Genomic DNA, 15,821 nt, shown 5'->3' on the forward strand with positions numbered 1-15,821 from the left:
CCTTTTCTTATATATAATTAGAATTTCCCTGTAAATGCTCAATAAATAGTTTTAATGGAACAAGCCCACGTTTTGGCATATGACTACTTATAATAGCTACTATTTCTAACTGAGGAATGATAACGATGTATTGTCCGCCGTATCCCATAGCAAAATATATACAATACGGTATGTGAAATCTTCCGTTATCTAATACCCACCAGTGATATCCATATGCACCGACATGTTCATATGTTTCAAATAGAGCCCTACTTGACTCTTCTAACCATTTCGCTGATACAATTTCTTTTTCATTCCAATATCCATTTTGCAAACATAACTTTCCTAATTTTAATAAATCGGTAGATTTCATTTTCATACCGAAGCCGCCGACATATATACCTTGCGGATCTTGTTGCCACTCGTATTCGTTAATTTCTAATGGATCAAATAAATATTTCTTTGCAAACCGCTCTGTCGACATTCCAGTAGCTTCTTGAATAATATAGCTCAGTAAATGAGAAGAACCTGAATTATAATTCATTTTTGTAGCAGGTTCTTCAATTATTGGCTTTTCTAATATGTACTGTACCCAGTTCTCTGATTCTACAAAGTCATTTGGGAATACTACTCCATTTCCAAACTCTTTCCAATCCTCACCAGTAGTCATTGTTAATAAGTGATAAAGCGTCAAATCATGTTTTTCCCCAGGTACATTTTCAATCCACTCTGTAATCGGTGTATGTATATCATTTATATAGCTCTTATCAAGAGCAATACCAATTAATAAAGATACAATACTTTTTGTAATCGAATTTATTTTATATAATTTATTTGCACATTCAGGTGTTTTATAGTACTCAGTTGTTAATTCCCCTTTTTGATAAACAAGAAATGTATTCACTTTTTTCTTTTCGAATTTATTTTCTAGTTGCTTGAAATCCAAAAACTTTACCTCCATTTAAATAGTTACTCCATTTATTATATCTTGTTCCTTCATTTTAAACATAATTGTGCTCAAATAAAAATAAACCTGTCAGTCATAATGAACTGACAGGTTTATTTTTATAATTTCGTACGAACATTCCACAGCTCTGGGAAGAATTGTTGATCAAGTACTCGTTTTAAATAAGAAACACCGGAGGATCCACCTGTTCCCATTTTATATCCAATAATTCGTTCTACTGTTTTCATATGACGAAAACGCCATTGTTGTAGCCAGTCTTCAATATCAATCAATTTTTCAGCAAGCTGATATAAATTCCAATATTTTTTCACATCCGCATATACTTCTAACCACGCTGCTTCTACTGTTGCATCTTCTTCATAAGGTTGCGTAATATCACGGTTTAACACATCTTTATGAATAGGGAATCCTTCTTTTACTAATGCTTGAATCGCGACATCATATAGACTTGGTGCATGTAGCGCTTTATGAAGTCGTGCATGTAATTCTGGATCCTTTTCATAAATTTTTAATGCGTGTGGCGTTTTATAGCCAAGTGCATACTCAATCATACGATATTGATACGATTGAAAACCTGAAGCTTGACCGAGTGAATCACGAAACTCAATATATTCTGATGGTGTTAATGTCGCAAGAATATCCCAAGATTGAATAATTTGAGACTGAATTTTTGATACACGTGCTAACATTTTAAAAGCTGGTTGTAATTTATCTTGTTTAATAGATTCAATCGCCGCATTTAGCTCATGTAAAATGAGCTTCATCCAAAGCTCACTTGCTTGGTGAATAACGATAAATAACATTTCATCATGATGGTCCGATAATCTTTTTTGAGAAGATAGTAAACTATCTAATTGTAAATACTCCCCATACGTCATATTCTCTTTAAAATCCGTATGAATCCCTTTTTCCATAATTACTTTTTCATTTTCTTTCATATTAGCCAAACGCCCCTTTTATACGATTCTACTTATATTGGTCTAATAACGGCTCGAACTGGACTTCCATCTGCATCAGTTAATGCAAGTGGTAATGCAATAAGTTCATAATCACCGTCTGCTACATGATCTAGTACGACATTTTCTAAAATATGAATTCCATGTTTAAATAATTGATGATGCGCTGCTAATTCTTTATCATCTAGCGGATCAACTGATGGTACATCTACTCCGATTAAACGAATACCTTTCTCTGAAAGAAAAGGTGCTATGTCTGCACGTAAATGAGGGATCACATCTGGAAATTCTTCAGCTTTTCCATGTGAAGATGTACGTAATAATAATCGTTCTACACCTTCTAAATGAAAGCTTTCTAATTCCTTTTTCCCGATGCTTTCAAAATTAGAAACGTCAATAATCCGTGCTGGACCAACATAAACTTGAACATCTAAATCTAATACTTTCTTTCCATCATTATCAAAATGAAATGGTGCATCAATATGAGTGCCTGTATGAATACTCATCGTTAACTTTCCGACATTTACCGAGCCACTTTCTTCTTTTGACCATGAAACTTCATACGAGAACGGTGTGTCTCCTGGCCACGTTGCAATATTATTATTTAGCGGTTGTGAAATATCAATCCACTCTGATGTTTTCATATTTATGCCACAACCTCTCGCTTATTTTCAAACTGCTTATACTCTTCATTTTTCATAATTTTCTTTAATATTTGTACAGATTTCCACACTTCTTCGTATGTGTTATATAAAGCGACCGGCGCAAGTCTCACCCCATTTGGCGCTCTAAAATCTGGAATTACTCCATTTGCTTTTAGTGCTTTACATATACGTGCTGCTTCTGCATGCTCTAAATAAATGTGCCCGCCTCGTTTTTCATCCTCTAATGGATTTCCAATTGTAAATTCGAAATCTTTTAATTCATGTTCAATTAAATTCAGCATGTACCTCGTAATATGTAAAGATTTCTCACGTAAACGCTCAATACCAGCATCTTTGAAAATTTCAAGTGAACCAATTAATGGTGCTGTACTTAAAACGTGAGGTGTACCAATTTGATAAGCACCTGCATGATCAGCGGCTGTTAATGTATGCTCCATATCAAACTGCTTATCTTTTCTAGAACTAAACCATCCAGACAACCCTGGTAGTCTATTAAAATGTTTATTATTTACATAAATTCCTGCAACGCCACCCGGTCCTGCATTTAAATATTTATAATTGCACCAAACAGCAAAATCGACATCCCAATCTTTGAAATGATGCGGAATAGATCCTATTGAATGGCATAAATCAAATCCAATGTGAATGCCGCGTTTATGAGCTTCCGTTGTTAAACGTTTCATATCCAGAATTTGACCACTTCTATATAAAACAGAAGGTAATAAAATTAAAGCGATATCATCTTCCATCGCATAAATAATATCTTCTTCAGAAAGTGTTCTACCATCTCGGCTTTTCACTCTTACTAAATGCTCCTCTGGATCTAATCCTTTTAAACGAATTTGACTTTGAAGTGCATAAATATCTGATGGGAAAGTTAATTCATCCGCAAGTATTTTTGTACGTATTCCTTTTGGTTCGTAAAACGTCGCAATAACTTGGTGTATATTTGTAGTTGTAGAACCGGTTACAATAGTTTCTTCCGGTAAAGCACCAATAAGAGGGGCTGTAAGTTTACCTAATTTCTCTGAAAGGAAAAACCACGGGTGCTCACCTTCTGTCCAACCGTCAATGCCATACTCTTTCCACGAATCTAGCAACGTAAGTAATGATTTCTCTGCTCTTTTTGAAAGTAGTCCTAATGAGTTTCCATCTAAATATATCGTTCCTTCTTTTTTATAGAATTCAGTTTGAAAATCTTTCAGTTCATCATGTTTATCACATTCAAGCGCATATTCATAATTCGGTTGAAATGGTTCTTTATACATGGTGTCACCTTCTCTTAATTTTCTTTTTATTCTAACTAATTGAAATATATCACCTCAATTGATACGACGTCAATGATATTATGTCAGTTGACTTTATATATGAATTTCTTTTACAATACAGTTATATTTTCAGATATTTCAGTATAAAGAGGTGATTCTTTGAAAAACAGTACCCTTTCATCAAGAAAACACCGCTCCTTAGAAACGAAGAAAAAACTATTACACTCTGGTTACACTATTTTTATAAATAACGGATTTCAAAAAACGACAATTACACAAATTATTAAACATGCAGAAACTGGTTATGGAACAGCATATGTATACTTCAAAAACAAAGATGATCTCCTAATTAGTTTAATGGAAGATGTTATGAATCAATTTTATAATATTGCTGAGCGCTCTTTTTCTCCACAAACAAAAGAGGAAGCACATATAATGATCCAAAATCAAGTTAGAGCATTCCTGCAATTAGCAGATGAAGAACGCGCTATTTTGCAAGTTGTAGAGGAAGCGATAGGATTATCAAGAGAAATACGGCAAAAATGGGATGAGATTCGGGAACGTTTTATAACAAGTATTAAACAAGATATTACTTACTCTCAAGAAAGTGGATTAGCACAACCTAATTTAAATAAAGAGATTGTAGCACGCGGTTGGTTCGCGATGAATGAATCGTTTCTTTGGACTATTACGCAAAATGATAAAAAGATTAACTTAGAGGAAATTGTGTATACGTTAACGGAGATGTATACGACCGGGTTATATAAATAGCACACCTTCAATAAGTAAGGTGTGTTATTTTACATCTATAAAAATATATTATCTAGGTATGGTAGCGCTAAAGTAGGCTTTTCAGAAAATGAGAAATATTGTAGTTTTAAAGATTCACCATCTATCGATTTCAGTTTTCCACTAGTAATTTCACATTCAAACACAACAACAATATATTCTACTTGATCGCCATTCGGATATATATGACGGAACCTTTCCCCTCCAAATACCCCTTTTTGTTTTTTTACTTGCACTTTCAAACCCGTTTCTTCCCACACTTCACGAACTACCGCTTCTTCTGGAGTTTCTCCAGGCTCAATTGCTCCAGCTGGCAAACTCCAGTATTCTCCACCAGGATATTGAAATAAGATTTTCCCTTGCTCATTTTTAATAACAGCAGCTACACTCGGTATTAGAATTAGTTCATGGCCTAATTGCTCACGAATTTTTTTATAATATAGCGACATTGACATACAATTCTCTCCTAACCTATTAATAACTGTATTTTCTGATATTAATTGTATAATATTCTTAATACAAACTACTATATAGAAAGGATAAGAACATGTCACAAGAAAAACTTGTAAACAAGTTTCTATCGTTTTTAGGTGCTACAAAACAACCTACTAGCTTAAAGTTTTTAAATGAGCTTATTAAAGCTCATCAAGAAAAGGTAAAGTGGGAAACTCTTACTAAAATAATTGACTGGGAAAAAAGTAATGAAACAGAGGATTATTTTCCTTACATTGAGACATACATAAACCGTATTACAACAAAAGGTTTGGGCGGTACTTGTTGGACACACTCAATTGGATTCCATTGGTTACTATCCAATCTTGATTTTGATGTTCATTATATGTATGTATATGGATCCTGGACATTTATGTTTACGAGTTAATTTAGAGCAACCTTATTATGTCGATGTTGGTTACTGTGCGCCTTTATTCCAAGCTTATCCACTTTATGAAGCATTTCAAGTAAGTAATGTAAGAGAAACTTTCACTTGTGAAGTCTCAAATAATAGGATTAAAATTGCTAGAAATCCAGGTCCAGCAAAAATCTTACATACAGATCCAATACATTTATCAAGTATGAAAGAACTCATTACAAAGTCTAATGATTGGCGTATATCTCCTGTATTAAAGAAAATTCAGATTTTCGGTTATATCGATGGCATTCCGACTTCTATTAATAATAATGTTTTAAAACAATATTCCCAAGGTAAGAAAATAGAACAAAGCCTTACATTTTCTGAACTTAATTATTGGATAACAGAAAGATTTTGTATTAATTAAGAAATATGTGAAAGAGCTATTGAGATTTTCAATGAAAAATCTTCAAATAGAATATTACAAACAAGTTCTTTAATATCTTTAGGCTGAGGTAATTATCTTTTTAAAATATTTTAGTAGTGGCCATAAAGCATACTCCTTATGATCTACATAACTAACAACATCCCACTTTAACTTTTCATTAATTTCACTCATAAGTTGGGGTATTACTACTTCACCATATTTTTTAAAACATTCATGAGTTCCTTCGTAATTTTAAAATAAAGTTTGATTAAAAATATCGTGTTAACCCGTATTCTATGGTAAATAAAAAGAATCCATTTTGAAAAAGATTGATCAAAATGGATTCTTATCCAGCAGGTTTATGTTTTGGTTTTATAAAAAAGTTTGATCATTTTCTATCAATGAAAACAATTAATTGACTATTTTTATTATGAAAAGGTCGGAGCAGGAAATTCATCAATTTTGATACGAAGTAAACTATAAGGTTTCTGTCGTAAGTCTTTTCCATAATGAAATCTAGGCTGTCGATGTAATTGGTTCACAATGACATACAAATATTGATCCGGACCAATTGAAAAAGTATCCGGCCACAAAATTCTCGGATCATGTGCGATAGCTTCCATTATGCCATTTGGCAATATCTTACGGATACTGTTGTTTTCATAATCTCCAGCATAAACAGCTCCCTTTGCATCGGTGATCATTCCATCAGACGCACCTTTTTCTCCCCAATACTCCACATGATAAGGTAAATTCATGTCCGGTATCGTTCTGTCTCTCAAGGCTTCTGTTGAGATCGAGAACAAATGCCGACTGGTTAGTGGAGCAAAAAATAATATCTTTCCATCGGGAGAAATCGCAAGACTATCAGACGCCAACCTAAATGGAGAAGTTGAACCGTCTTTGTTTCGATTCATTAAAATTTGACCTTCTACTTTCGGTAAAAAATAGGGATCGGGTGAAGTTGAATTTGCTCCATTTAACCGTCTAAACGCGTTTCCATTTGATAAATCTACGACGATAATAGCTCCTGGTCCTCTTGAAGAAGAATCCGTTATATAGGCATAACCTGCTTTTCCAACACGAAAATCAAAACGGACATCATTCAGATAAGTTGTAGGCAGGACAACATCTTCTGTAAAGGTATATACGTTTCTTATTGTATTGGTTTCTAAATCAACAGCGACTAATTTTGCCCCCCCTTTAATAGGTTCAGAAAAATTGGGTGCCGCTGTATCTAATATCCAAAGCGTTCCCCTTCCATCAGCAACTACACTTTGGACACTGATGAAAGTCATTGGGATATTCTCGAGGTTAACCAAATTGGTTTGTAAATTAGGATAAGGCTGCAATTTATCCCCAAAAATTTCCGCCACCGTAAATTTAACATCGTCTCCCCATTTCGGAAAGCAAATGAAAATACGACCGGTTTCTGAAACAGTAACACCTGTAGGCATAGCCCCATAAAATGCATAAACTAGTTCTAAATTACCGAAATATTTTTCACTAGGTAACATAGGTTTCATAATATCCTCCTCAAGCATTCAAACGGGATATCTCCTATATATGATTTATATTTTTTCTAGTGCATGTTTCTTAATAAGTTTTTCTATACGAAAAGATGATTGAATTGATTGTTTTCGAAATTTAATAAGTCTGTCAGAAGAAAGGAAACATTTTAATTTAAAGGTCTCCAGATGAAGTAGAATTCAATTAGCAGGTAGCGAAGTTCAATATTCCCGAATCAACGTTAAGCTGGTATAAAAAATGGGGAAATTTCCCCATTTAAATTTGTGAAAAAATGTACTTAAGCTAAACTGCCCGTTAGTTTAAGTGTAACACTTCACAAACAATCTTTTGAGTATTCTTATTATTCCTGTTTCCTCAACACTCTGGCCCTTTAATTGAACAATACAACTGAAATTTAAGGGGCAAAAGAAAAATCTTATATTAATACAGGGTTTTATCAATCTTTTTTATAAATTATCAAACTTTATTTCAAATCAATACCACACTTTATTCCATGTTCCATGAGTGACTAACGGGTGCTTTGAACAAGAAAATAAAGGTGAGTACATATTATACATGACTAATATGCGCTCACCTTTATTTTTTTAGGATTTTTAGCTTTTAGGTCTTGATAATAATTTTTAGTGGTTTTATTAACAATTTATATTTAGTAAAATTGCTTTTTATGAATTTAATATAAGTCCAAAGAATTTCCTGGTCAATATAATAACGTATATCAGCACACTTTTTCTTTATTTATTCTACTTACAATTCCAACTATAAATTTATATTCAATCCTCCTCTTCTTAGTTTTTTTAAACCCTTCTTTCGTATCAAAAATAAAACACGTTTTCCGAAACCAAATTCGTACATATAAAGACTCAAAATAAATAGGTTTTATAATTCCTCGTTCCTCAAATTCAGTTCCATCTTTATTTTCAGTTTCTGTTCGAACGAACCACCTATTTCCGAAGCCAATTTCAATATACTTCACATAAGTCCCCCTTTCGGAAATTAATTTCTAACTGTTCTATTATTTCCCCGGTAAGCGCACATTCCGACAGAACATGAGCCCACAAAGAAAAAGTAGATTACAAAAATCTACTTTATAACTTATATTTTTGCATTCGTTTATAAAATGTACTACGGGGTACATCTAATAGTTTTGCAGCTAATGAAACATTTCCGTTTGTCTTTTGTAATGCTTCAATCATGCTATCACGCTGTATTTTTTCACGAAAATTCAATGTATGTTCGGTTTTATTTTCAACTTGTAACTCAAGTTGTTGTTGATTTCCCATCATTGTTTGTATCAAAAGAGCGACTTGTTTTTCGCATATTTCCCGTCCTTGCGACAAAATGTAAATGCGTTCTAATGCATTTACTAGTTCTCGAATATTTCCGGGCCATGTATGTTGTAAAAATTGATTGCAAATACTCTTCGGAAATACAACATTCCAATTCTTCTGTTCGCAAAAGTGTTGTATAAAATATGGGATATCCTCTTTTCTTTCTATTAACGATGGAACATATAACGGATAAACGTGCAAACGATAATATAAATCTTGACGGAATTTCCCTTCTTCTACTAACCGTAGTAAATCTTTATGTGTGGCAGTAATAATACGAATATTTACTGGTACCTCTTTTGAACTTCCTATTGGAGTTATTGTACGTTCTTGTAAAACACGCAATAATGCTACTTGCATCTCTGGTGGTACTTCACCAATTTCATCTAAAAATAATGTTCCTCCATTCGCTTGTTCAAATTTCCCTTTATATCCTTGACGTCGCGCACCTGTAAATGCACCTTCAGCATAACCGAACAATTCACTTTCTATTAATTCTTTAGGCAAAGAACCGCAGTTAACAGCTATAAAGGGCCCGTCTTTTCTTGGACTATTTTCATGAATCGCTCTCGCGACATATTCCTTTCCCACTCCTGTCTCACCACATACATACACACTAGCATCAGTCGGTGAAACAAGCTTAATTTCTTCTAGTGTGTGTTGAAATGCTCTGCTTGTCCCAGTAACTCCTGGAAAAGTAATTCCTTTTATAAATGTGAGAGCAGAATATGTATTCATTTGTTCGTTTTCCTTTAAATACATACATTTCCCAATCATTCTTTCATTACTATATACTGGTATCTCTAATTTAGTTTCTAATCCATGGTGCATTAACTCTTCAAGTTTCATTCTTGACCAATTATTTATTCGTTCACGAACGCTCTTACTCGCAGAAACGATAACATCACGATGATTACAAATAACTACTTGTTCATCACTATCAATGACATCTAAAAAACGATGAATTAAGTGTAATTCATTTTGATGAACTCTTATGCTACATTCACGTTCTATCGCATGTGCAATTGAAGTTACCATACCGAGCATATATGGATGCGAAAATTCAATTGGACAGGAGAAATCTAGAACACCAATTAATTTCCCGTCATCATTATGAATGGGAGCAGCCGCACAACTCCAGCTATGAGATACCACGGAGTAATGTTCAGTACCACTTATCATAATAGCTTCTTCAATTTCTAGCGCTGTTCCTATTGCGTTTGTCCCCACAGCTGCTTCCGTCCATTTTACACCTTCAATAAAATTAATATGTTTCGCTCGCTTTAACGTTTGTTTATTTCCACTTAACGATAGAACATAACCATCTGGATCGATTAATAATGCCATCATTTGTAGTTCATCAATGGTTTTTCTCATATTTTGTATTTGAGGGATTGCGATATCTAGGAAGATTTCACTCTTTTTCTTTTGATCTTGAAAAAAATTAGAAGACAAAATTTTCTGACCTTTATTCATGTGAGGATTCACATTTGCTTGTTTACATCGATGCCATGACTCTGAAATTCTTTCGTTTATACGGTTCGAATCAAGGACTCCTTCATTAATAAACTTTTTCCATGTATGTAAGTAAAACGGTGAAGCTAACATTGTATCATCTCCCTATTCATTGTTTTGGAGATCTGTAAAAACATACTTTTATTATAAAACTGAATAAAAGCGTTTTCAATAAAACTAGAAAGACGACACAAATATGTTAATAATTTGAATATCTTAATGCACTTCTTTATTCTTTTTTAGTAGCACTATATTTTGTATAATGGAAGCAAAGAAAATACATAACCAAAACCACTTTTGTGGATTACCGTTTATAAAGAAAACAATCACGGCTATTGCAAATAAAATAGTGGATGCTAAACTAAAATATAATTTTGTTTTCATTCCTATTATCCCTCACCCCTCTATTACTTTACAGTACATACTAACTCTTCATTTTTCATCTCTACTATGTACTCCTGTAAAACATATTCTTTCCCGCCATGGTTTTCATACCATTCATGTATTCTTCTAATATGCCTCTCGTCACTTCTAATTTTCGATTCTATTTCTTTATACTGTTCATAACTATCATATTCCCATATGGCAAATACTTCAGACGTACCATTCTTATTATCTTTCATCCAGCGTCCTATTAGCTTAGAACCATGCTTTAATTGATTAGGTAAGTTCGTGTTATTGAAATGATCATTAAATACTTCTATGAATTCATTTTTCACTACATAGTACTTCCTTCTGTAAAACATACTTCTTCACCTCTTTTATGAAAAGTATCAGTAAACCTTCCCATCACTACCGTATTATAATACTTTCCGTCCGATAGTCTTTTGTCATTTTTCAAAACGCCTTCTACTTCAAAACCTAATTTTTTATAAAGATGAATAGCTTTCTCGTTTGTCTCTAATACTTGTAAAGATATTTTATTTACTGCATTTTCGTCAGCCCATTTAATAGATTGTTGTAATAGGCTCTTACCCATTTTATATCCCCAAAACTCTTTTAAAATGCAAACGCCAAACTCCACTTTATGAGATAATCTCTTAAAATTTGATCCTTCACACCTTGAAAATCCAACGATTCGATTGTGCACTTCTGCAACTAAAAAGAGATTCTTCGTCTCTTCACTATCTGTTTTTATTATTTTTTGAAATCCTAGATTATCTATAAATCCCTCTCCAGCATCTCTATCCATATTTTCAGTTTCTCCATCAATCTGAACTCTAATTTTCGATAACTGGTCAGCATCTTTCTCAGCTGCAGAACGAATTGTATAAGTTAATCCATTTATATGAAACTCTTGCTCTTTTACAATCATGTCAAACTCCTTTCAAATGAATATAATGGCGCTATTACAACTTGTTTACCTTGTTTCTCAAAGTCCTGAACAGTTTCTTTACTAGCCTCTTCGTCAGTTATAATAATGTCAATTTTTTTTAGAGACTCTCCTCTTATAAAACAATCTATTCCAAGTTTATTATGCGGAACTAAACAAATATTTCTTCTAGCAATTTCACTTACTCTTTTACTAAAATAAGCAACTTCAGGTGTTGCGGTACTAATACCTTGTAATGAAATGCCTCCACCTGTAGAGAAATACAGATCAATAGAAAATCTACTTATCAATTCAGAGGCAAGTGTATCAGTAATATTCCCTGAAGGTTTTACTTTTCCGCCAATTAAATACGTATCAATATTCTTATATTCTCGTAGATAACCAGCTATTTCTATAGAATTCGTAATAACCGTAAATGATACTTCCGGTAAATATTTCAGCATCGCATTATGAACGGAAGCCCCACCAATAAAAATTGAATCACCTTCTTGTATATAAGATACCGCAACTCTTGCAATTGTGTCCTCATATATTGAGCTATCACTATAACGTTTAGTTGGTTCCGCAGCTAAGTTTCTCACTCGCGTAAGTTCAATTGCACCTCCGTGCGTTCTTTTTAATAAACCATCCTTTTCCATAATAGACAAATCTCTTCTTATAGAATCAATAGACATATCAAATCTTTCCGCAAGATCCTTTGCTATTACTCTTCCATCTGTATTAAGTAGTTCTAAAATTTTCTCTCGACGTTCTTCAGTAAACATGTTATCACCACCGTTATTGAAGGTTCAGAAACTTAAACTTTATTTTAATTATATGCATGCCTCTTCCGTTTTACAATATTTTCAATTCTTATTTATTCCGTTTTATACAGTCTTCTCCCTCTTTCTATCCTGTTAACTTGACAACCAAATAAATGTATATCTGTATATTACGCAAAAATACTTCCATTTACCTTCCTATTGATGTAAAATTATTCCTATGTTTTACTTTTTAATACAGAAAGGGATTACTATGAAATCATTAATCAAAACGACATGTACAGCATTATTATTTACTGGAATATTAACAGGATGTAATAGTAATACTACATCAAAACAAGAAAAGAGCGCTCTCGAAAAGAATGCAATGCACTATGGAGAAATAGTTAAAAATGAATACTATAGAGCGACAGTTGAGAATGCAAAGTTTGAAAAAATAGACAAAGAGCGGCGCCTTACTACTCGTGTTATGATTAATAATGTTCGAGACGATGGACAAACTATTGATCTTTGGGAAATAAAATATTTCATACAAGATGAAAAAACTGGTGAGAAATATGAAGGTGAAGCTCATCCGATAGATGACGAGCACTATAAAAATGTTCCACACGAATTCTCTTTAACTACTGACATTGTGTTTGAACTGAAAACTTCACCACAAGATTTAAATAATATGTATTTATACATAGATAGCAAAGCTGCGCCGTTAACAAATACATATTGGAAGCTTGATAATTTAGTATCTAAATAGAAAGACCAGTCTTATACGACTGGTCTTTTTACATTTATACATTTAACACTTTCATTAACACTTATATTAATTTTCTAATAACAACTTGAATAACATCAGCTAAACCAGTGTGCCCTTTCCCTTCAACTCGCTCTTGTTCTCCATTAAAGAAATGAATTACCTTATGTTCTTCACACCAAGTAAGGATATCAATTGGATCATACAGCATATCAACATCTTTTGGTCCACCAGTACTATAGTTTATTTGTTTTTTTGAGTAAACTTCAAACATAATTAATCCACCAGGTTTTATCGTTTGTATCATTTTATCTAATATCATTTTTTTATAATCATCATGAAAATGTCCAAATACCATAATTGCCGCATCATATTCATTTTCTGGCAAACTATCAGCTAATAAATCTACTTTTTTTGTATGCACGTTTACGTTATGCTTCTCTGCCAATTTTTTTGTCTTTTCTAATCCATCTTCCGAATAATCAATAGCTGTTACTTCGTTCCCTTGTCTTGCTAGAAATACAGCATTTCTACCTTCTCCCTCCGCAAATGCTATTACTTTATTGTGATTTGCTAAACGAAATGCTTGTTCTTTAATAAATGTATTAGGTTCTTCCCCGTAAAAATATTCATCTGATTTATATCGATCATTCCAAAAATTATTCATCATCTTCTCTCCTTCTTCATATCATTTTCTAACTACAATTAAAGATATTGAAGAGCCTTTTTATCCTTAATTAATTTAAAAATAAAAGCAGATTAAAAATCCACTTTTATTTTTTTCGCAAGATCTACGATTTTTTGATTTCTTAACTCTTCTTCCATTTTCTCTTCTGCTGCGAGCATTGCCTCATTAATTAAACATCCAGGTTTGTCATGTAAACAACAGTCAAACAATGATGTTTTGCCTTCAATTGCATGTATAATATCTAAAAATGAAATATCTTCCCAATTCTTACTAAGCGAGTAACCGCCCTTTGGACCAGATGATGAGTGTATCATCCCTTCCTTTGTCAACTTAGTTAGTATTTTAGACAAGTACGTTGGTGAAACATTTTGCATTTCTGCTAATTGGTGAACACTAACTAACTTATTTGGTGTGGCCTTTGCCAGAAAAAGCATTGTATGAAGAGCATAATTTGTAGCTTTAGAATATTTCATAGTACAGCTCCTATTGTAGACTTCATGTATCTACAATAACTTTATTTTTTTATTATGTCAAACGTTTGTAATACTCCATACAACATTATTTCTTCACAAGTAATACATCTGCTGCGCAAATCGTCACTTCTCTAAATGGAGAGTCAAATAAAACACCTAGTTCAAAACCATCTTCAGTAAGAGCTATTTCATGATATAGCCACCAAGAACTGTCAAAGTTTTCCTGCATAGAACACTTTGTTACTCCTATAAAGGTTACTTCAAGTTTATCAAATTCACTAAAAGTACCACTGCAATCTAATACGATAGACAAAGTATCTTCTGATTCTCTCTTTATTACTTTAATTACACTATCGTGTAGTGATGTCTTGTGTAACTGAGCGACATTTGACGGAAGTTTTTTCTCAATGGAATTAAAATATTCTACGTATGATTGATCTAATTGTGCCATTCTTTTCTCATAATCTGTTGTCCACTCTTGCATAAGTTTTTTCAGTTCACCTGATGGGTATTCTGAATTAATTGTTATGTTTTGTATAATTGAGTATATCGATTCAGGAAGGAATTTTAATAAATCTATTTTCCTTTCCTCTATTTCTTCCTTTAAACTTTGTATATCCATTTCCGACCATTCTTTTATAGACTCTATAAAACTTACAAATTCTAAAACTTGCATTTTTTTATACCATTCTCTTGTAAAGTATTTCAATGACACCTCTCCTAAAACATCTTTACATCCAGTAAAAGCAATACATCCACTTATTATATCATTCCAATAACCATTTTTTCTAAAGAAATAATGTAAAAATGTAAATATTCCGCCTATTATTTCTAAAACTTCAGAATATTTACAAAAGTATAAAATTAGAATACATTTTAGCTGTACAAGATTCACCTGTACAAAAATTCAAACAAAAAGGGATGGTTATATGTTGAAGAAATTAGTAGCAGGGACATTAATAGCTGGTTTTGCATTAACTGGAGGACTAGGTGCAGTAAGTGCTGAGGAAAAAAGTAACACAATTAAGTCATTTGATTATTTAAAAGTGGATGAACAAAATGTTAATTCATTTGCAAAATTAAGTGATCCGGATAAGAAAGATATCCAAATTACTATGGTATTACCAGAGCAAAATGAAAATGGAGATTGGCTAGCTTATGGTTTTACTAGCCGTGAAACATTGGATGCGTATATTGCAAAGGATAAAAAAGCAATTAAAAATAATATTAATCCTTTAGGTAGCGGTGCTGGTAGTACTGATTTTTACGAACATAAAGATAAAGGTGGTCAATATATTTACTGGAGCAGCGGCTTTAAAAACTTACCATCTAGCTGGAATGACAGAATTTCTTCTGTAAGTACAGCGTCACCTTCTGCAAGTTATTCAACGACACTTTGGGAGCACACTTCAACACAAGGATATGGAAAAGGTGTTATATTTAAACACGCTGATTGGTATGGTAAAACTGCTAATTTAGCTCCTGATTGGAACGATATTACTTCAGCGATTGAAATTAAAAAATAATAAGATATTCTATTAATA

Annotated in this window: 17 protein-coding genes and 1 pseudogene; 4 read left to right on the forward strand and 14 right to left on the reverse strand. The window is 32.8% G+C overall.

The window, feature by feature from the left end:
• Positions 1-7 precede the first annotated feature (7 nt).
• From AC1Q8L_RS15805 to kynU, 4 genes are all read right to left on the reverse strand, one after another.
• Entirely contained in the window at positions 8-925 is a 918-nt protein-coding gene (locus AC1Q8L_RS15805; RefSeq protein WP_086387383.1) for a serine hydrolase domain-containing protein, read from the reverse strand.
• A gap of 119 nt (positions 926-1,044) precedes the next feature.
• Complete coding sequence (gene kynA, locus AC1Q8L_RS15810) at positions 1,045-1,884, reverse strand: tryptophan 2,3-dioxygenase (RefSeq protein ID WP_025118391.1); 840 nt, start codon at positions 1,882-1,884, stop codon at positions 1,045-1,047.
• A 32-nt stretch (positions 1,885-1,916) separates the two neighbouring features.
• Positions 1,917-2,546 carry an arylformamidase gene (gene kynB, locus AC1Q8L_RS15815; protein ID WP_000858069.1) on the reverse strand — a complete coding sequence of 210 codons (630 nt, stop codon included), beginning with the start codon at positions 2,544-2,546 and terminating at the stop codon, positions 1,917-1,919.
• Positions 2,547-2,548: 2 nt separating this feature from the next.
• Entirely contained in the window at positions 2,549-3,835 is a 1,287-nt protein-coding gene (gene kynU, locus AC1Q8L_RS15820; RefSeq protein WP_000276261.1) for a kynureninase, read from the reverse strand.
• A gap of 159 nt (positions 3,836-3,994) precedes the next feature.
• On the opposite strand from kynU, the gene AC1Q8L_RS15825 reads away from it, so the two are divergent.
• Positions 3,995-4,606, forward strand: coding sequence for a TetR/AcrR family transcriptional regulator (locus tag AC1Q8L_RS15825; RefSeq protein ID WP_097923867.1), 612 nt, complete (start codon positions 3,995-3,997; stop codon positions 4,604-4,606).
• A 35-nt stretch (positions 4,607-4,641) separates the two neighbouring features.
• Here the strand turns inward: AC1Q8L_RS15825 and AC1Q8L_RS15830 are convergent, their stop codons facing one another.
• Positions 4,642-5,079: an NUDIX hydrolase gene (locus tag AC1Q8L_RS15830; protein ID WP_098311771.1), complete on the reverse strand. Its 438-nt coding sequence runs from the start codon at positions 5,077-5,079 to the stop codon at positions 4,642-4,644.
• Between the two features lie 92 nt (positions 5,080-5,171).
• Between AC1Q8L_RS15830 and AC1Q8L_RS15835 the strand changes: the two are divergent.
• Positions 5,172-5,901 (forward strand): annotated as a pseudogene (locus AC1Q8L_RS15835) (arylamine N-acetyltransferase family protein).
• A 428-nt stretch (positions 5,902-6,329) separates the two neighbouring features.
• Here the strand turns inward: AC1Q8L_RS15835 and AC1Q8L_RS15840 are convergent.
• The 6 genes from AC1Q8L_RS15840 to AC1Q8L_RS15865 all read right to left on the reverse strand — a co-directional run bounded on the left by AC1Q8L_RS15840 (position 6,330) and on the right by AC1Q8L_RS15865 (position 12,371).
• A complete protein-coding gene (locus tag AC1Q8L_RS15840) occupies positions 6,330-7,427 on the reverse strand; it encodes an L-dopachrome tautomerase-related protein (protein WP_492339467.1) in 1,098 nt (365 codons plus the stop codon).
• A gap of 719 nt (positions 7,428-8,146) precedes the next feature.
• Positions 8,147-8,404 (reverse strand): DUF3977 family protein, encoded by a 258-nt coding sequence (locus AC1Q8L_RS15845; RefSeq protein ID WP_000873825.1) that lies wholly within the window; start codon positions 8,402-8,404, stop codon positions 8,147-8,149.
• 112 nt (positions 8,405-8,516) lie between these two features.
• Positions 8,517-10,367, reverse strand: coding sequence for a sigma-54-dependent Fis family transcriptional regulator (locus AC1Q8L_RS15850; protein WP_000881394.1), 1,851 nt, complete (start codon positions 10,365-10,367; stop codon positions 8,517-8,519).
• A 314-nt stretch (positions 10,368-10,681) separates the two neighbouring features.
• Positions 10,682-11,020 (reverse strand): NIPSNAP family protein, encoded by a 339-nt coding sequence (locus tag AC1Q8L_RS15855; RefSeq protein ID WP_000499988.1) that lies wholly within the window; start codon positions 11,018-11,020, stop codon positions 10,682-10,684.
• Entirely contained in the window at positions 10,993-11,589 is a 597-nt protein-coding gene (locus AC1Q8L_RS15860; protein ID WP_000635672.1) for a GNAT family N-acetyltransferase, read from the reverse strand. Before AC1Q8L_RS15860 ends, AC1Q8L_RS15855 begins: the two co-directional genes overlap by 28 nt.
• Positions 11,586-12,371 (reverse strand): DeoR/GlpR family DNA-binding transcription regulator, encoded by a 786-nt coding sequence (locus AC1Q8L_RS15865; RefSeq protein WP_000493642.1) that lies wholly within the window; start codon positions 12,369-12,371, stop codon positions 11,586-11,588. The genes AC1Q8L_RS15860 and AC1Q8L_RS15865 overlap by 4 nt, the downstream gene beginning before the upstream one ends.
• Positions 12,372-12,621: 250 nt before the next feature.
• Between AC1Q8L_RS15865 and AC1Q8L_RS15870 the strand changes: the two genes are divergently transcribed.
• The gene (locus tag AC1Q8L_RS15870) at positions 12,622-13,119 is read left to right on the forward strand and encodes a hypothetical protein (protein WP_098311772.1); all 498 of its coding nucleotides are present in this window, start codon (positions 12,622-12,624) and stop codon (positions 13,117-13,119) included.
• Positions 13,120-13,180: 61 nt separating this feature from the next.
• On the opposite strand, the gene AC1Q8L_RS15875 is transcribed toward AC1Q8L_RS15870, so the two are convergent.
• The 3 genes from AC1Q8L_RS15875 to AC1Q8L_RS15885 form a co-directional block, all read right to left on the reverse strand.
• The gene (locus tag AC1Q8L_RS15875) at positions 13,181-13,786 is read right to left on the reverse strand and encodes a class I SAM-dependent methyltransferase (protein ID WP_002094049.1); all 606 of its coding nucleotides are present in this window, start codon (positions 13,784-13,786) and stop codon (positions 13,181-13,183) included.
• An 89-nt stretch (positions 13,787-13,875) separates the two neighbouring features.
• Positions 13,876-14,277: an Rrf2 family transcriptional regulator gene (locus AC1Q8L_RS15880; protein ID WP_000877649.1), complete on the reverse strand. Its 402-nt coding sequence runs from the start codon at positions 14,275-14,277 to the stop codon at positions 13,876-13,878.
• An 85-nt stretch (positions 14,278-14,362) separates the two neighbouring features.
• On the reverse strand, positions 14,363-14,986 hold the full coding sequence (locus AC1Q8L_RS15885) for a DUF4085 domain-containing protein (RefSeq protein WP_086390575.1): 624 nt from the start codon (positions 14,984-14,986) through the stop codon (positions 14,363-14,365).
• A gap of 220 nt (positions 14,987-15,206) precedes the next feature.
• Between AC1Q8L_RS15885 and AC1Q8L_RS15890 the strand changes: the two genes are divergently transcribed.
• Positions 15,207-15,803 carry a hypothetical protein gene (locus AC1Q8L_RS15890; RefSeq protein WP_086387387.1) on the forward strand — a complete coding sequence of 199 codons (597 nt, stop codon included), beginning with the start codon at positions 15,207-15,209 and terminating at the stop codon, positions 15,801-15,803.
• The last annotated feature ends 18 nt before the right edge of the window (positions 15,804-15,821 follow it).

The organism is Bacillus sp. GW823-FHT06A11, from assembly GCF_058795355.1.

Excerpts from the sequence above, each read along its gene's own strand:
- AC1Q8L_RS15830 (WP_098311771.1), bottom strand. The coding sequence starts at position 5,079 with ATGTCAATGTCGCTATATTATAAAAAAATTCGTGAGCAATTAGGCCAT.
- AC1Q8L_RS15865 (WP_000493642.1), bottom strand. The coding sequence starts at position 12,371 with ATGTTTACTGAAGAACGTCGAGAGAAAATTTTAGAACTACTTAATACA.
- kynU (WP_000276261.1), bottom strand. The coding sequence starts at position 3,835 with ATGTATAAAGAACCATTTCAACCGAATTATGAATATGCGCTTGAATGT.
- AC1Q8L_RS15855 (WP_000499988.1), bottom strand. The coding sequence starts at position 11,020 with ATGTTTTACAGAAGGAAGTACTATGTAGTGAAAAATGAATTCATAGAA.
- kynB (WP_000858069.1), bottom strand. The coding sequence starts at position 2,546 with ATGAAAACATCAGAGTGGATTGATATTTCACAACCGCTAAATAATAAT.
- AC1Q8L_RS15840 (WP_492339467.1), bottom strand. The coding sequence starts at position 7,427 with ATGAAACCTATGTTACCTAGTGAAAAATATTTCGGTAATTTAGAACTA.
- AC1Q8L_RS15875 (WP_002094049.1), bottom strand. The coding sequence starts at position 13,786 with ATGATGAATAATTTTTGGAATGATCGATATAAATCAGATGAATATTTT.
- AC1Q8L_RS15890 (WP_086387387.1), top strand. The coding sequence starts at position 15,207 with ATGTTGAAGAAATTAGTAGCAGGGACATTAATAGCTGGTTTTGCATTA.
- AC1Q8L_RS15850 (WP_000881394.1), bottom strand. The coding sequence starts at position 10,367 with ATGTTAGCTTCACCGTTTTACTTACATACATGGAAAAAGTTTATTAAT.
- AC1Q8L_RS15880 (WP_000877649.1), bottom strand. The coding sequence starts at position 14,277 with ATGAAATATTCTAAAGCTACAAATTATGCTCTTCATACAATGCTTTTT.
- AC1Q8L_RS15870 (WP_098311772.1), top strand. The coding sequence starts at position 12,622 with ATGAAATCATTAATCAAAACGACATGTACAGCATTATTATTTACTGGA.
- kynA (WP_025118391.1), bottom strand. The coding sequence starts at position 1,884 with ATGAAAGAAAATGAAAAAGTAATTATGGAAAAAGGGATTCATACGGAT.
- AC1Q8L_RS15860 (WP_000635672.1), bottom strand. The coding sequence starts at position 11,589 with ATGATTGTAAAAGAGCAAGAGTTTCATATAAATGGATTAACTTATACA.